At 36.8% G+C, this 14,895-nt stretch carries 17 protein-coding genes; 5 read left to right on the forward strand and 12 right to left on the reverse strand.

Annotated elements, in window-relative coordinates:
- Window positions 1-3: 3 nt before the first annotated feature.
- From MHH37_RS10030 to MHH37_RS10050, 5 genes are all read right to left on the reverse strand, one after another.
- Window positions 4-318: a metalloregulator ArsR/SmtB family transcription factor gene (locus tag MHH37_RS10030; RefSeq protein ID WP_065215958.1), complete on the reverse strand. Its 315-nt coding sequence runs from the start codon at window positions 316-318 to the stop codon at window positions 4-6.
- Between the two features lie 273 nt (window positions 319-591).
- Window positions 592-855, reverse strand: a complete 264-nt coding sequence (locus tag MHH37_RS10035; RefSeq protein WP_342576157.1) for a redoxin domain-containing protein — start codon at window positions 853-855, stop codon at window positions 592-594.
- Between the two features lie 27 nt (window positions 856-882).
- Entirely contained in the window at window positions 883-1,194 is a 312-nt protein-coding gene (trxA, locus tag MHH37_RS10040; protein WP_014823856.1) for a thioredoxin, read from the reverse strand.
- Between the two features lie 3 nt (window positions 1,195-1,197).
- The gene (locus MHH37_RS10045; RefSeq protein WP_342576158.1) at window positions 1,198-2,244 is read right to left on the reverse strand and encodes a TlpA disulfide reductase family protein; all 1,047 of its coding nucleotides are present in this window, start codon (window positions 2,242-2,244) and stop codon (window positions 1,198-1,200) included.
- A gap of 39 nt (window positions 2,245-2,283) precedes the next feature.
- Window positions 2,284-3,975, reverse strand: coding sequence for an FAD-dependent oxidoreductase (locus tag MHH37_RS10050; RefSeq protein ID WP_342576160.1), 1,692 nt, complete (start codon window positions 3,973-3,975; stop codon window positions 2,284-2,286).
- A 308-nt stretch (window positions 3,976-4,283) separates the two neighbouring features.
- Between MHH37_RS10050 and MHH37_RS10055 the strand changes: the two genes are divergently transcribed.
- Together MHH37_RS10055 and MHH37_RS10060 are read left to right on the forward strand one after the other, a co-directional pair.
- Window positions 4,284-4,676 (forward strand): hypothetical protein, encoded by a 393-nt coding sequence (locus MHH37_RS10055; protein ID WP_342576161.1) that lies wholly within the window; start codon window positions 4,284-4,286, stop codon window positions 4,674-4,676.
- A 429-nt stretch (window positions 4,677-5,105) separates the two neighbouring features.
- Entirely contained in the window at window positions 5,106-5,615 is a 510-nt protein-coding gene (locus MHH37_RS10060; protein WP_342576162.1) for an Ltp family lipoprotein, read from the forward strand.
- Between the two features lie 44 nt (window positions 5,616-5,659).
- On the opposite strand, the gene MHH37_RS10065 is transcribed toward MHH37_RS10060, so the two are convergent.
- The 4 genes from MHH37_RS10065 to MHH37_RS10080 all read right to left on the reverse strand — a co-directional run bounded on the left by MHH37_RS10065 (window position 5,660) and on the right by MHH37_RS10080 (window position 8,325).
- Window positions 5,660-6,304: an alpha/beta hydrolase gene (locus MHH37_RS10065; RefSeq protein WP_342576163.1), complete on the reverse strand. Its 645-nt coding sequence runs from the start codon at window positions 6,302-6,304 to the stop codon at window positions 5,660-5,662.
- Window positions 6,305-6,325: 21 nt separating this feature from the next.
- Window positions 6,326-7,126 carry a protein phosphatase 2C domain-containing protein gene (locus tag MHH37_RS10070; protein ID WP_342576164.1) on the reverse strand — a complete coding sequence of 267 codons (801 nt, stop codon included), beginning with the start codon at window positions 7,124-7,126 and terminating at the stop codon, window positions 6,326-6,328.
- Between the two features lie 131 nt (window positions 7,127-7,257).
- On the reverse strand, window positions 7,258-7,797 hold the full coding sequence (locus MHH37_RS10075) for an ATP-dependent exonuclease (protein WP_342576165.1): 540 nt from the start codon (window positions 7,795-7,797) through the stop codon (window positions 7,258-7,260).
- 153 nt (window positions 7,798-7,950) lie between these two features.
- A complete protein-coding gene (locus MHH37_RS10080) occupies window positions 7,951-8,325 on the reverse strand; it encodes a hypothetical protein (protein WP_008407221.1) in 375 nt (124 codons plus the stop codon).
- 501 nt (window positions 8,326-8,826) lie between these two features.
- Here MHH37_RS10080 and MHH37_RS10085 point away from each other — a divergent pair.
- Window positions 8,827-10,200, forward strand: coding sequence for a nucleoside-diphosphate sugar epimerase (locus MHH37_RS10085; protein WP_342576166.1), 1,374 nt, complete (start codon window positions 8,827-8,829; stop codon window positions 10,198-10,200).
- A gap of 100 nt (window positions 10,201-10,300) precedes the next feature.
- Here MHH37_RS10085 and MHH37_RS10090 read toward each other — a convergent pair whose 3' ends face one another.
- The gene (locus tag MHH37_RS10090; RefSeq protein ID WP_008407223.1) at window positions 10,301-10,468 is read right to left on the reverse strand and encodes a hypothetical protein; all 168 of its coding nucleotides are present in this window, start codon (window positions 10,466-10,468) and stop codon (window positions 10,301-10,303) included.
- Window positions 10,461-10,622, reverse strand: a complete 162-nt coding sequence (locus tag MHH37_RS10095) for a transcriptional regulator (protein WP_342576168.1) — start codon at window positions 10,620-10,622, stop codon at window positions 10,461-10,463. The genes MHH37_RS10090 and MHH37_RS10095 overlap by 8 nt, the downstream gene beginning before the upstream one ends.
- A gap of 199 nt (window positions 10,623-10,821) precedes the next feature.
- Here MHH37_RS10095 and MHH37_RS10100 point away from each other — a divergent pair, with 199 nt between their 5' ends.
- Window positions 10,822-12,081: a mechanosensitive ion channel domain-containing protein gene (locus MHH37_RS10100; protein WP_008407225.1), complete on the forward strand. Its 1,260-nt coding sequence runs from the start codon at window positions 10,822-10,824 to the stop codon at window positions 12,079-12,081.
- A 128-nt stretch (window positions 12,082-12,209) separates the two neighbouring features.
- Here MHH37_RS10100 and MHH37_RS10105 read toward each other — a convergent pair whose 3' ends face one another.
- Window positions 12,210-13,151: a tyrosine recombinase XerC gene (locus tag MHH37_RS10105; protein WP_008407226.1), complete on the reverse strand. Its 942-nt coding sequence runs from the start codon at window positions 13,149-13,151 to the stop codon at window positions 12,210-12,212.
- A gap of 277 nt (window positions 13,152-13,428) precedes the next feature.
- On the opposite strand from MHH37_RS10105, the gene MHH37_RS10110 reads away from it, so the two are divergent.
- Complete coding sequence (locus tag MHH37_RS10110; protein WP_342576171.1) at window positions 13,429-14,850, forward strand: sugar phosphate isomerase; 1,422 nt, start codon at window positions 13,429-13,431, stop codon at window positions 14,848-14,850.
- Window positions 14,851-14,895 lie beyond the last annotated feature (45 nt).

Below are 14,895 nucleotides of genomic sequence, written 5' to 3' on the forward strand. Positions count from 1 at the left end.
TTTTTAGCCCTCCACACATTCACTGTTAATTTTACATCCACATGTTGAATCTTCATTAATTGAAGCAAGTATATTTCGCATTAACGAAGTTTGATTTTCTTGAATTCGATAATGCTTCCATGTCCCTACCTTGCGTTCAGTAATAATACCGGCTTCCTTAAGTTTGCGTAGATGCTGACTCACGGCAGGCTGTGAAATATTAAGGACGTCTGTAAAATCACATACGCAAACTTCCCCTTTTTTCAGACAGGCTAAAATTCGTAAGCGATTGGCATCTGCAACTGCCTTTAATTGTTTTTCCATTAAATCGAGTTCCATTTGCATCCCTCCATAGCTATATAAGAATATACTTATATTATGTTCTTAGTCACGGTTTTGCAACTACTAAATTTTAATTTACAAAACTGTAAAAAGTATTCATTAAAAAAGAGAGGAAATAATTATTTGTTTTGAAGTGCTCGATAAAATAATCAAAATTGAAAAGGATGTCTGAAAGTTATAACTCCTTCAAACATCCTTTTGATATTTCTATCTCGTAACTTATAATAGTGGCTCTAAATATTCAAATAATAGAGCATCATCCAATGGACCTTAGATTTCACGAGCAATGTTTCCTTCTCGGTCAATTATAATTGTCGCTGGAAGTGCAAAAGCACCATACATTGTACTAATCTCCCCAGTTGTATCTAGTAAGATTGGAAATGACCTAAAATCTGTGGCTTGCATCGTATTTTCCATGCGAGCCGGCTCCTTGCTTATGATCCCGCGTGCCAGCTTTAGAAAGCCTCTATTTATGGAGCGGTTACACAAAATTTCTAAAACTTTTACAAAGAGGACACTAGAAAAGCCATACACATCTGCTGTATATGGCTTCCTTGTCCATTAATATTGACGAATAAAATCGATTAAATCTTCTTTTGGCATGAAACCAGCTGTCTTTCCTTTTAATTCACCATCTTTAAACACTAATAGCGATGGAATTGACATAATTTGATAGTTTTCTGCTGTAACTTGGTTCGTATCTACGTCTACCTTCACAATTTTAACTTCGTTTCCGATTTCTGCATCCAATTCCTCTAAAACTGGCGCAATCATTTTACATGGACCGCACCAAGCCGCCCAAAAGTCGACTAATACTACACCGTTTAAAATTTCTTGTTCAAATGTTTGATCTGTTGCATGTACAATTGCCATTTTTTATTCCTCCAAGTATGTTTGATGTTTTTTGATTAATTGGCGCAAGACCTCTTCGCTGACAGGGCCTACTAAGCGCTCCAGTTCCTCACCTTGTGCATTAAGTAGCACTGTTGTCGGGATAGACATTACCCGAAAGGCAGTTCCTACTTCATCTGATTCATCCAATAAAATTGGATAGGTCACTTCATATGTTTCCATAAAATTAACCAATGCCTGCTCCCCGTTATCACGGTCTGTTAAGTTTACCCCGATGAGCGCTACCCCCGCCGGTAAATCTTCCGCAAAGCTTTGCAAGTGAGGCATTTCTGCTTTGCATGGTGGACACCAGGTTGCGAAGAAGTTAACAATAGTCAGTTTCTGCTCTTGCTCCGATAAACTATACATTTCCCCGGTCGTTGTCGGTAAAACAATCATTTCATGGGCTATTGTTTCAGTTGCTTTCTCCACATCCACAAGCATCATTGCTACTAAACTTAAAATACCCGTGACGACCAAATACTGTGCTTGCTTTGTTTTTAAATACACTGTTAACAATACAAAAAGATGGACTAGTGTTAAACTGCTCGTAAAGCCATTCAACCATGCTAGTAGTAAAAACTGTCCGAGTAACAGCCCGTGTTGATATTTTCTTTCAACAAGTACAAGGACCAAAAGCCAGATTACTGCATACAGCCAGTGCTCCTGAAATCCTAAACTAATGACGCTAAATATCGCCACAACTCTCGCCCAGTATATCCAAATATCCGCCCAGACTAATATTTGTCTTTTTCTATATAGAATAAAAGCAAGTACCACTAATGCGAGAACGTGTCCTTTTAGCCCTCCGTCAAAATAAACTAATGATAACGGTGCTTTTATAAAGTCGGATAAAGAGAATAGGATATAGCTGAACTTCCAAACGAGAATATAGGTAAAGACAAGATGCTCTAATAATTTATTTGTTGCTCCACCTACCTGGCGACTTCTAAAATCACTATATAAAATAGCAAGTATAAAAGCGAGCCATGCTACCGGAATATTGAATTGTCCTAAACTTATATACATCATCTGTTAATTCCCCTCTACCAGCAGTGGGCTTTCCAGGGCTTACTTAAAATTATAATTTGTCACAATCGGTTCACGGTTTTTCGCTTGATCCTGATAATACTCATACAAAGAAATTCCTAAAAACGAACCTGAAATATTCGTAACATTTGTATACCCACTATTATTCAGTGCCATTACTGCATTATAGCTACGCTGCGATGAACGACAGTGCACATAAACTGATACATCTGTCGGAATTTCATCCATACGTGCACGTAATTCACTTAATGGAATATTGACCGCCCCTTTTAAGGCACCTTGTGCAAACTCATTTACGTCACGCACATCGACAATATAAGCTTCTTCTTCAACTAAACCACGTACTTCACTCACTCGTACTTGCTTGAAGCGTCCTGCCATTAAGTTTGTTGCCACTAATGCCGCTATATTCACGACATCCTTTGCTGTTGAAAACATTGGTGAATATGAAAGCTCTAATTCCTTTAAGTCCTCAATCGTTCCGTTCATCGTAATAAGCGTAGCAATAACATCAATTCGTTTATCGGCATTACCTTTACCAATTGCTTGTGCTCCAATGATGCGACCCGTTGGTACCTCATAAATTAGTTTAAAATGCAGTGGATTACTCGAAGGCATCAAGCCAACTTTATCCGGCGCAATGATATACACTGCATCTACCTGCAATCCAATCTGCTTCGCTGTACGCTCATTTAAACCTGTTGCAGCTGCCGCATAATCAAAAACTTGAATACTGGATGAACCAATGACCCCTTTATTTGTTACCGTCATCCCAAACATATGATCTGCGACAGCACGGGCTTGACGCTGCGCAGGTCCGGCTAACGCAAGGCGCGTTGGCTTGTTCATTAAACGATGGTACACCTCAATGGCATCGCCAACTGCATAAATATCAGGATCATTCGTTTGATAATTTTGATTTACTTTAATTGCACCTGTCTCCCCAAGTTCTAAGCCCGCTTCCGCAGCTAGCGACGTTTCTGGTCGCACGCCAATGGCTAGAACGACAATCTCCGCAGCCACTTCTTTCCCTGAATTCAACGTAATCGTAGACGGTGTAATTTTTGCTAAACCATCTCCTACAATCAGTTCCACACCATGATCTACCATTTCCTTATGCAAAATTTGCACCATGTCATCATCAAATGGTGTTAATATTTGTGGAGCAAACTCCACAAGGGATACCGAACGCCCAGCTAAACGTAGATTTTCTGCTACTTCAACGCCAATAAAGCCCCCACCAATAACTGCAATATTTTGCACATCTTCCTCAACAACGGCTTTTTGTAAACGCTCGATATCTACGACGTTTCTAACGGTAAATACATGTGGTAAATCACTACCCGGTAAATTCGGCACAATCGGACTAGCCCCTGGCGATAATACTAATTTATCGTACGATTCTGCGGATTGTTCGCCAGTTATGACGTTTTTCACTGTCACAATTTTGTCCGTTCGGTTAATTGCAATAACCTTACTATTCACGCGGGCGTCAATATTATGCTTTGCTTCAAATGATTCCGGTGTCATCATTAATAATTTCTTGCTGTCTGCTACGACACCACTTAAATAAAACGGGAGTGAGCAGTTCGAAAAAGAAACGTGTGGACCTTTCTCAAACATTACAATTTCAGCCTGTTCATCCAATCGTCGAATTCTGGCTGCTGCAGAAGCACCGCCTGCAACTCCACCAATAATGATTACTTTTTTCATCCATAAACCTCCTGCCTCTTCTTATATTTGCAAAACACCTATTTCTAACTCATATATTATACCCCGGTGGGTATATAGTCAACTGATTTTTTTATAAACCTTTCTATTTCCTCGTCCAGTGAAGTTTTAATTGTCCTTTAATGTATAATTTTTGATTAGAGACTTTACCTTTTTTATTTTTATGAATAACTTTTCAAATAGGAGATAAACCCTCATTATGCCAAAACTTAGCCTGTATTTGAGTGTATAGGGTATAGATAGGTTTATTAATTTGTTACAATAAACAATTGAACTGGAGGTAATGCATTATGACCAAATGGACCATAGTACTTATAACGGCGGGAATGCTGCTCGTTGGGTGCAGCGATGAAGCTGTAGAAAAAAATAGTAAGGCGGAGGAAGAAACTCCTGGTGAGTTTCTCCAGGAAGAAGAAAAACCAAATGAAGCCGATCAGCTTAAAGACGATATCAGTGAGGAAGAGGCTGCAAAATTACCGGAATACAATATTATCCGTAAGCAAATTGGAGACGGTTCTTACAAAATTGTGATCATTGCTAATAACGAAGAAACTCGTATTCTCCATTTTTTAAATGCACAAGGTGAACTACAATACAAAGCCGTGTTTGTAAAAGAGACCAATCGTTTAAAAATTATAAACACCAAAGGAGACGGCAATATATTTAATCAAGTCATCGGATAGGCGCAATTTATCTAATGTCTCCAAAGGTAGCTCGAAAATGAATGAACCGTGAATCCCTTCCTTTGAATAAAACTCGCTTCAATAATGGCGAGTTTTTTTGTCATATTTTGACTTATTTATTATACTGACATTCTATTGCTTCCCCAGCCTCTTGCTGCTGTACTTCTAACAAATGTCATCCGATAGACATTGATGAACCAATTCTCGTGGCATCTTTACCTCATATTTAAAAAATAATTTCCATTAAAATTGCATAAGATTACTCTCATTTAAACAGCCTTTGCCTCCTTAAAAATAAAGTTAATTAAAAAAACTAGATATTTTCCGGAAATCCAATAAAAATTTGTTATATATATAAGAATTACCAGTATTATTATCCTAGAATAACTAGTAAAATATTATTATTAAGATTAAGGAGGATTTACCGCGTTGAAAAAAGTATTTAAACTTGGTTGTGGTGGTTTTTTAGCACTTATAATACTAGTGATAATCATTGCAGTGTTCAGTGACGGAGATACGTCTGAAGTGGATTCAGATACAAAAGTTGAAACGGCAACTGAACCAAAAGAAAACGCAGCAGAAACAAAAGATGCTGTTAAAGAAGAACCAAAAGAGGAAGCAAAAGAAGATAATGTACCGCGCGAATATAAATCTGCGTTAAAAAAAGCGGAAATGTATGCAGATACAATGCAAATGTCTAAAGCAGGTATTTACGATCAGTTAATTTCGGAATATGGAGAAGGTTTCCCTAAAGAAGCTGCGCAATATGCAATCGATAACCTGGAGCATGACTGGGAAGCGAATGCATTAGAAAAAGCAAAATCATACGCTGAAACAATGGCAATGTCTGACTCTGCAATTTATGATCAATTGATTTCCGAATACGGTGAAAAATTTACGGCTGAAGAAGCTCAGTACGCAATTGATAATTTAGAATAAAATGAAAGCCTTCCATCAAATTGATTGGTGGAAGGCTTCTTCCGTTAAAATTCATCGATCTTTTTAATTACCGTCTTTAAAAGATCAATGGAATTGACAGGATCGCTCTTATACTGCAAACTATGATCCGCACCAGCAAGTAGACTTGTCACAAGCTTAGGATTATTGACGAATTGACTATATCTTTCCGCATTATAATGGGTGTCATCATCCCCAATAAAACATAAACTTTCATTATGATTGTTTAACATCGATTCAAAAACATCATCCCGATTAAGAAGCGGTGTTAACCACACAGCTTTTGCATTATAAAAAATCTCTCTTTCCAACAGAGACGCCATAGCAATGGTACCTAGAGATTTTCCGACAAAATAATAGTCCTCATACGAATTTTCTTTTAAAACATTATCAATGACCGCACCCACATCATGTTTAATCGCTTCAACGAGTTCTTCCATACTGAAATGGTCATAGAACTTATCGTTATACGTATAATTGACCTGCAGTACATCTACAGACTTACGTAAAAATATACCCGTTGAATAATGAAGAAGAGGTGCTTGAGCGGTATATCCGGCCCCCGGAAGCAGAATCGCCAATTTTGAGGCATGCTCATCAGTGCTTAATATTGTAAATGGAATATCCTTTTCTTTATAACCTGTAATAGTATCTGTTTTTACTTTAAACATACACATATCACCTTAAATAGTTTATTTATTACTCGGTTCACTCGCATTTTTATCGATATTCACGGTCCATGAAACAATCGTTGTACTGTCCCGTACGCCGTTTTCTTGAATTTCTTTTAATAGATGGTGCACAGCATTGGAATGAGATTTGGTATGGTCAAACACCTTCATAATTTCCTGAGGGTTATCAAATGAAGTATGAGGACATTCTGTTAACCCGTCCGTTGTCACAAAAAGCTGATTTAGCCCTTTTCGCAATTCCCTGCGCCCCGTACTGTAACATGGTACTTCCAATTCAAATGTATTGACATTCCCGATCCACTCGTAAAAATTCCTTTGGTTTAGCTGATATTGATGCATATTAGCCAGCTCAGGATGAAATAGATGAAGAATACAGTCTCCAACTGAAAACCACCAAATATATTTGTTTTTCCTAAAAACGATAAGACAAGCCGTTTCCCCTTGCACCTTACGGCAACGAGCTAAAAAATGCGGATCCTGAAAAATCTGAATGATATAATCGTCCAATTCATTAAAAGCATCGGGTAGTGACTTGTTAAAAATTGTGATCAAGTTATATTCTTCATTCACAATGGTCTCCACGACTAGTTCGGCGCTTTCCGCACTGTTATGAGCATCAAGAATCATGACGAATTCCCAGTCCTGCTCTTTATTCAACCAAACGATACAACCATCTTCGTTTTTGTATTGCCCTGCTGATGAATTACCGCCAAACCGACCAATTGCAAGATTGTTGAATTGCTGAATATGTGGTAAATCAACTAAATGTGTTTCGCTCCCTACCCAACTGAATTTTAACACTTTATACCTACCTCCTTACACCACATTATTTATAGATTTTCATAGTATATCATCTTCATGGTGAAATTTGTAAAATATAGAAAAAGCTTAACCCTTTATTGAGCTAAGCTTTTTATCTCGACTGAAAATGACTATTTCTTTTCATACTCATCGAATTTTATGTTTTTCTTACTAGCCATTAGATAAATATAACTCGTTGCCATCGATTTATCTTCCTGAACGATTAATTCATTCCCTGATTTATCGATAAATTTATAATTGCCTAATGCATTCGGCACAAACTCTAAAGCAACACGCTCAATCGAATCCCATTGCATTTTCTGAGAGCCGATTAATTGGCTTTTAAACACTACCTGCTCATTAATCGCTGTGTACGTACTTGTTGAGCTATACAACGTCACCAATCCTCCGATCAGGAGCAGTAAACTAAGCACATAGGTCGCAATTTGACGTTTCCAGCATAGCATTGCAAAAGCTGCAGCCAATATTACAAATCCTGCGATAATAATTTTCACATTGGTTCTAAATGAATAAATATAAAAATACGAGCGATCTGTCAAAAATAAATCCGGAACAGTCATAGGTACAAATATGGCGAACAGCGGTGAAATAATGATACAAGTAACCGCCATTACACCTAAAATCAGTCTCGGTGAATAGTCTTTAAACATGGCCGTTCTCATCCCCTCTTAAAAAATATCTTTATACTATAAATTTAATGTATAACGGACCATTTTTCAATAATTTGGAAAAAATAAGGGAATGAATTTTATATAAAATAAAAAAGCAATCGAATTCTCCAATTGCTTTTATCATTTTTTTTATTAAACTTCCACACGGTAACGCCAATTTGTATGCTTTACATCCTCATAATTGATATACGCAACGCTTGCTTCAATGACATCGTTTAAATTCAGGTTATGTTGTTTTGCGAATTCCTTCAGGCTTTCCAGTAATTCTTTATCGCATGTTGTCCGAAATTCGATGCGATCTTTTGGTCGGTTTTTTTTATCATAAGCAATTGTACCAGACTCAATTAAATTACTATAACCATTTTCCAATAAATAGCCGATATGGGTATCATATTTTTCGGCAAGCTGTTTTAAGCTGTTTATTATCGCCGCGCTCATTCGCGTTTTATACCGGATTCTTGATTCATCCGTTGTTTGGATCAGTTTCCCGTTATGTATCTTCCACATCGTCATTCTCCTATCACCAATTCATTACGTATATTATATAGCCATTATCGGGCAAATGAAAACACTCCTTATGGCATAAGGAGTGTAAAGGGGTAAAGTTGCGGCCGGTATTGCATATTAAGTTGTAATGTTTTGTACGTTAGTTTAACTTTTATAAAACGTTTGAGCTGAAATTTTCAATGGTATATCTCAATTCGTGTATGCATTTCGCTCGCCTAATTTGGTTTGGCATCTTTCGAAAATCTTCGTTAAAGCATTTTGTTCATTAATTGCCTAAAATAAACTGTGAATGTTGCTTGATAAACGCATACAACGAAGCTAATAGAAATCATCATATAAACTATCTAAACTAGTGGTTAACTTACTGTCTACTCTTCAGTGACCGCAACTTTACTTACAAGTTATATACCACCTTAAAACATCCTTAAACCTAATATGCAGACTTTTTTTTCGGATTTTTTACCGTTCAAGTATATAATAGAAGGAACGGAGGTGTCTTACATGCTAAAAATTAAAAAGATCGAGTTTATTAAAGTTCTGTATGACGACGCAATAGCGCAAAATATATTTTCAATCGCCAATATTACGTTTTCAAATAGAAGTCCGATACAAGGTGCCCTCCTCTACTGGCAGCAAAATGAATCAAAGGAACCTTATACGAAAGAAGGCGACTACAAGTTTTTCTATGACTTGGCAAAAGCGCAGTATTTTGCGGCTGTAAAGTTTCCGAAAGACTGTGAGTTAACACGGGATGAACGCCAGGAACTTGCCTATATATTACTGGAAGAACGCGGGGCCATCGGGACGTACAGTTTTGTCTCAACTAAGCCGAGAGCAGCCTTCCATTTAAATAATGCTTTTCAGGAAATTGCGTTCCCTACACAATTTTCAGTAGATGATTTTAACGATTTATCTGTTATGAAAAAGCTGGAGGCCAATGATGAGACCATTTACGAGCAACTTCCATATGACCGTGTATTTTTGGAAGCTTATAGAAATTGGTGCATTCAAGCAGTCCAGTTGCATCCTTCCCGCTTAACAGCATATTTTCAATACTTGCCGTTTACGTATGTGTGTTATGCGGATCCGCTTTTATCAGAGCAGTTTCTAATCGATTATTTGCCTGAAGTGGATCTGGAAGCACTACAGTATAACAAGCCGGTACTTGAGCGGTTGTCGATGTCCTTTAAACGTTATTTAGTGACAACGTTAATGGCCAACAAAAAGCGTCTGAATCCGGATTTTGTCGATCAGCTGGATGATTTTATCGAAAGCAATGCCTTTTATAATTCCTTTGAGCTTATCTATTTACCGGAAGCCGATGACATCCCGGATATGGATTTGCAGCTATTCGAATATGACCGCGGATCTTATAAATGGGCAGGCAGTGAGCACTTAGTTAAAGGAATCCCTTCCCTTGTCAGTCAGAAGTATAACCGGTATGGGGATAGACGCTTAACAAATGCCGAAATGGATAAAAAATTTAAGGCCTACAATGAAGAACAAAAGCAGTTATTTACAGCAATCGCGGAGCTGCATTGGCTAAATAAATACCGAAATGAGCTGGATTGGTCATATATTTGCCAATATAATGTGCATTTAACGGAACAGTTTTTAACAGCGCATCTTAATTATGTCGATTTCAATGCGCTAGGCCAGAATACGGATATCGCGGTTAACGCTGATTTTTTATCAACTTATTTGCACCGGTTTAACCATCAAAAAGCGGTTCCGTTAATAATTTCTCATTTAACAGAGCAGTTTTATTTAACGCATAAAGACGAAATTAAAGTTGATCTCGATTTGCTGTATAAATATATGGACAATATTGATGAGGAAGAGTTTTTGCGAATTGAAAATTATTTCCTTGATTAATACAAGGCTGCTTTGTATCACCATTACGAAGCAGCTTTTTTTGTTTTAAAAAACAAAAATCAACCTACAATATATTTGTAGATTGATTTAATAAAGTAGATTAAGTTGTAATTTCATAAACACCTCGATGCAGCATGGCGTAATTTGCAGACAGATAAGACATTTCCATCGTCAGATCAGGCTGGATATAGTGAATGTTCACAAGCTCAATCGAATGAATCGGCATTACATCCTTATAATATACTGTTTCGGTTTGAGGACTAATCATGTTGTCTCATCTCCTGTTCCATTGCATAGCCGTTATAAGCAAGTAATTGCTGATGGGAAAGCTGATTCACATAATATCGGAAATTAACCGGCTGTAATCCAAACTGTTCACATTTCTCTACATACATCTTATACCCTTTTTCAAAATAATTCATTGGACTTCTCTCCTTTGTTATATAACAGTTTTTATTTGTAAATTAAATATATAACAGTTTATAAACAGTGTCAATGAATTATCTGAATTTTATTTTACTTTTGAACATTAGCGACGAACCGTTCTTTTCGTGGAACCGCAGTAGACAATAATTTCATCTCATCGACATCTTTGTTACCATAGGAGGCGGGAGGAATTTAATGAAACTTATTTATAAAAAACTAATCGATTTTGGAGTAAATCCAATAGTTGCTGAGTATCTCTCAGTAGGAATCATGATTATTTTTATCGTGATCCTTTGTTTATTGGCAAACTTTATCACTAAAAAGATTGTCATCCGATTTATTACACATATTGTGAATAATAACAAATATACGTGGGATAACATCCTTTTAGAAAAGAAAGTATTTCACAAGTTATCTCATATCGTTCCGGCGATTATTATTTATCATTTTGCTGAAGCTTTTACGTATCAGGACCTGATCGAAAAAGGGGCCATTACGTATATCATAATCGTCGTAATAAGTTTATTAGGCAGTTTATTGAATGCTTTTCATGAAATTTATCTTACGTATGAAATTTCAAAAGTTCAGCCAATTAAAGGCTATATTCAAGTAGCAAAAATTATTGTTTATGTCCTGGGGATTATATTGATCATCGCGAACTTAATTGGTAAAAATCCGCTCATTATTCTAAGTGGGCTAGGTGCACTGTCAGCTGTCTTGCTGCTCGTTTTTAAAGATTCCTTATTAGGGCTTGTTGCAGGGATTCAATTAACATCAAACGATATGGTGCGTGTAGGTGATTGGATTGAAATGCCGAAATACGGTGCGGATGGGGATGTCATTGACCTTTCGTTAAACACTGTGAAAGTACAGAATTTTGATAAAACGATTACGACGATTCCAAGTTATGCACTAATTTCGGACTCTTTTAAAAACTGGAGAGGTATGCAAGTAACTGGTGGGAGAAGGATCAAACGTTCCTTATTTATTGATACAACAAGTATTGCGTTTTGCTCGAGGGAACAGATCGAGAAGTTACGAAACATCCATTATCTTACGGACTATATTGATACGAGACAGCGTGAGATTACTGAATATAATATCAAGCATCGGATCGATACAAGCAATCAGGTAAATGGCAGAGCACTGACTAATGTCGGTTTATTCCGAACATATATTAGTAATTACTTAAAAAATCATCCAGGCATTCATAAAGAAATGACCACAATGGTAAGACAATTGGCTCCGAATGAATATGGTTTACCAATTGAAATTTATGCTTTTTCAAATGATATCAATTGGGCCGTATATGAATCTATACAATCTGATATTTTCGACCATCTCTTTGCCATTGCGTCAGAATTTGACCTTCGACTATTCCAAAATCCGACGGGCAATGACTTTAAAGCGATGAGTTCCCTACATTTAAATAATCATGAAGGTGAATCAAATTAATTGATCGCTTTAAAAATAGCCATTTTCTTTTCATAAGAAATGGCTATTTTTTTGACTCATGCATGCGGGCTCCTATCGCGCTTCCTGTTAAATATCTCTATATTCATCTAGTTTACATAATATTATTATCATAAATTATTGAATGGGTTATTTTTAAGTACTTCTTGAATTTGTTCGTCTTCGATATGTGTATAGATTTGTGTTGTCGCGACACTGGAGTGACCAAGAATATGCTGCAGTGTCCGAATATCCGCTCCGGATTTATACATCATTGTCGCGGATGTATGTCGAAGTTTATGCGGTGTCAGCTTCTCTTTCGGTGAATGACTGTTTGCATTGATTACTTTCACGATTCGTGCAATCGACTGTCTCGCAAATCGTGTCCCTTTTTGGGAAATGAACAGCGGTTCTTTCCCGTCCCCTTTATACGCATGCCGCTCCTGTAAATACTTATCCAATGCATTCATACAGGCATCATTTAAATACACATGACGTTCTTTATTCCCTTTCCCGATTACCGTCAGCATACGGCCATTAATAGAATCGATATTGAGTGAACATAACTCGGATACACGAATGCCAAGATTCAGGAAAAAAACCATCATGCATTCATCGCGTGCACAATATGACTGTGTCTGTACTGCGCCGATAAAATCCTTTGCCTCATTATAATTTAAGTAAACTGGCTGGCGTCGGCCAATTTTTGGTGTTTCCAAATGTTCAGCCGGGTTTTCATCAATTAGACGACGTTTCCCTTTTAAATATTTAAAAAAGGATTTTAATGTTGCGACTTTGCGTGCGCGGGCTGATGAGGAGTTACCTCGCTGTACTTCGCAATATTCCATAAATAAATATAAATCTTCCAGAGACACTTCTTTTATTTGGTCAATTGTAATAGTAGAAATGTCGATTGTATGTAAACGGTCTAACGGAATATCTTCTTCAATCGCTTTAAGGAAACGCATAAATAAAATAAGATCATATTCATATTCTTTTCGGGTTCTTTGCGACTTCCCCGTAATCGTTGTTAAATATATTAAAAAATCACGTAAAAATTTCGGCAGCTGCATTTTCGTCCAATCCCCCTCTATTTAGCTCTTATTATAGCATAAAAAATGTTCCCAAATTTATATTTGGGAACATTATTGCTAATTTAGAAGATTTAAGCGTTTTTTCAACAATAAAAAGGAACAAATGTTCTTATTATGTAATTTCGACCTCAGACGAAGTGAAATGTCGAATCGTGGATGGTAACCCATGTCGAATCGTCTGAGCGCGATTTTTGTCATCGCAGCTTTTGGTTAAATTTATCGGATTTTGGGAATAGATGTTCCAGGAGGTGAAAGGATGAATTCGCTAAAAACCCACTATGTTTTTTATTATCCTTTCAATTATCGACAGTACGATTTTGTAAAATTACAGCAAATATTAAAACGCAACAAATTTTATCATTTTACTATCGATGAAGAGGAATTCAACGAAACACTTTACGGTCCGGATATCGAAGTATCCCACCAATTGTTAAAGCAATTCTTTTACCCTTTCATGGAAGAGAAATTATTGAACGACGAGATTTCCGTACGAAACTTTAACCGCTACTCCAAAAAAATTCTTTGTGATGGAAAAATGAAGACGGCATTCGATGAAATTCCATTTACATTATTGAGCGCGGATATCAATCTTTGTCCATTTGGGATCGGAATTTTAGCGGTGAGGATACAATTGGCAGATGATGTGGATTTAAATGCCGCGTTATCATTCGGTCATTTTTTTAGAGTACTGCAGCCAAAAATTGATGAAGAGCTAGGCGCAGAAATTACTTACGACAATTTTGTCTTTTATAATACAGATGAATTAATATTAAAGAAAATTGCACCTTTTTTAGAACAGTTTTTTGTCGATTATTCTTCGATTCATAAAAATATTAGTAAAATACCGTTTTTCGAAGATGAGCGGATGTATGTCAGTGCTTTTTATCATTTGGAAGAAGGTGCTGAAATCGACGAACATTTACTGTATCGAGCAGGACAGTTAAACGGACGTGACAAAAATGGGGATCCCTATATATCAAGTTCAAATGAAGAGTATATTGAACACTTTGTGCAGGAGCATTGCTACGAAAGATGGGCACCGAAATTTCATATTATAACTACATTGCAAGGCCATATTCACCTTTCGTCCGTAAACGATGAAAGCATGAAGAAATATTTGAACAGCTTTCATTCTGTTTCTTACTATACATTGCTTATCCACTATTTTTATAAGCTGATGTTGTTGAAACTCGTATTTGAACATAGTGAATTGAAGTTTTCGAAAGATAAGGACATTGTAGAGGAATTAATTGAACAGATTACGAAATTCGCATCCAGGTATTACTTTTCAGAGGTTTCGGCACGTTCGGAAGGTAAAGAAATTTCGCACTATTTCCGGAAAGCGTTTCGTATTGATGGACTGTACCGCGAGACAAAGGAAACGCTTGAAGAACTATATCGGATACAGGAAGACCGTTCAACGGACAGGTTAAATAAACTGATATTTATTTTGACAATTTTCAGTATGATTTCCGGTATATACGGAATGAACTTGGTCATTGAGATGCTGGCAGAGCCATTTAATATATCCGAAATTTTAAGTTTTACATTTTTTGAATGGATTGCACTTATACTGATGGTCTTCGGCTTACTGACGCTGGCACTGCTTATTTTGAATCAAGTTTATAAATATTCAATTAGCTACTACGGGAAAGTGAATAGGCGACGTCAAAGATAATGGGGTTATGGGGATAGTCAATTGACTTCGCCCATAACCCCATAT

The organism is Solibacillus sp. FSL K6-1781 (assembly GCF_038630735.1).
Classification (GTDB): Bacteria; Bacillota; Bacilli; order Bacillales_A; family Planococcaceae; genus Solibacillus; species Solibacillus silvestris.

What these genes read in the sequence shown, in the direction of transcription:
- MHH37_RS10075 (WP_342576165.1), bottom strand. Translation starts at nt 7,797, where the DNA reads ATGTTTAAAGACTATTCACCGAGACTGATTTTAGGTGTAATGGCGGTT.
- MHH37_RS10030 (WP_065215958.1), bottom strand. Translation starts at nt 318, where the DNA reads ATGGAACTCGATTTAATGGAAAAACAATTAAAGGCAGTTGCAGATGCC.
- MHH37_RS10090 (WP_008407223.1), bottom strand. Translation starts at nt 10,468, where the DNA reads ATGATTAGTCCTCAAACCGAAACAGTATATTATAAGGATGTAATGCCG.
- MHH37_RS10045 (WP_342576158.1), bottom strand. Translation starts at nt 2,244, where the DNA reads ATGATGTATATAAGTTTAGGACAATTCAATATTCCGGTAGCATGGCTC.
- MHH37_RS10085 (WP_342576166.1), top strand. Translation starts at nt 8,827, where the DNA reads ATGCTAAAAATTAAAAAGATCGAGTTTATTAAAGTTCTGTATGACGAC.
- MHH37_RS10080 (WP_008407221.1), bottom strand. Translation starts at nt 8,325, where the DNA reads ATGTGGAAGATACATAACGGGAAACTGATCCAAACAACGGATGAATCA.
- MHH37_RS10095 (WP_342576168.1), bottom strand. Translation starts at nt 10,622, where the DNA reads ATGAATTATTTTGAAAAAGGGTATAAGATGTATGTAGAGAAATGTGAA.
- trxA (WP_014823856.1), bottom strand. Translation starts at nt 1,194, where the DNA reads ATGGCAATTGTACATGCAACAGATCAAACATTTGAACAAGAAATTTTA.
- MHH37_RS10100 (WP_008407225.1), top strand. Translation starts at nt 10,822, where the DNA reads ATGAAACTTATTTATAAAAAACTAATCGATTTTGGAGTAAATCCAATA.
- MHH37_RS10110 (WP_342576171.1), top strand. Translation starts at nt 13,429, where the DNA reads ATGAATTCGCTAAAAACCCACTATGTTTTTTATTATCCTTTCAATTAT.
- MHH37_RS10055 (WP_342576161.1), top strand. Translation starts at nt 4,284, where the DNA reads ATGACCAAATGGACCATAGTACTTATAACGGCGGGAATGCTGCTCGTT.
- MHH37_RS10105 (WP_008407226.1), bottom strand. Translation starts at nt 13,151, where the DNA reads ATGCAGCTGCCGAAATTTTTACGTGATTTTTTAATATATTTAACAACG.
- MHH37_RS10050 (WP_342576160.1), bottom strand. Translation starts at nt 3,975, where the DNA reads ATGAAAAAAGTAATCATTATTGGTGGAGTTGCAGGCGGTGCTTCTGCA.
- MHH37_RS10065 (WP_342576163.1), bottom strand. Translation starts at nt 6,304, where the DNA reads ATGTTTAAAGTAAAAACAGATACTATTACAGGTTATAAAGAAAAGGAT.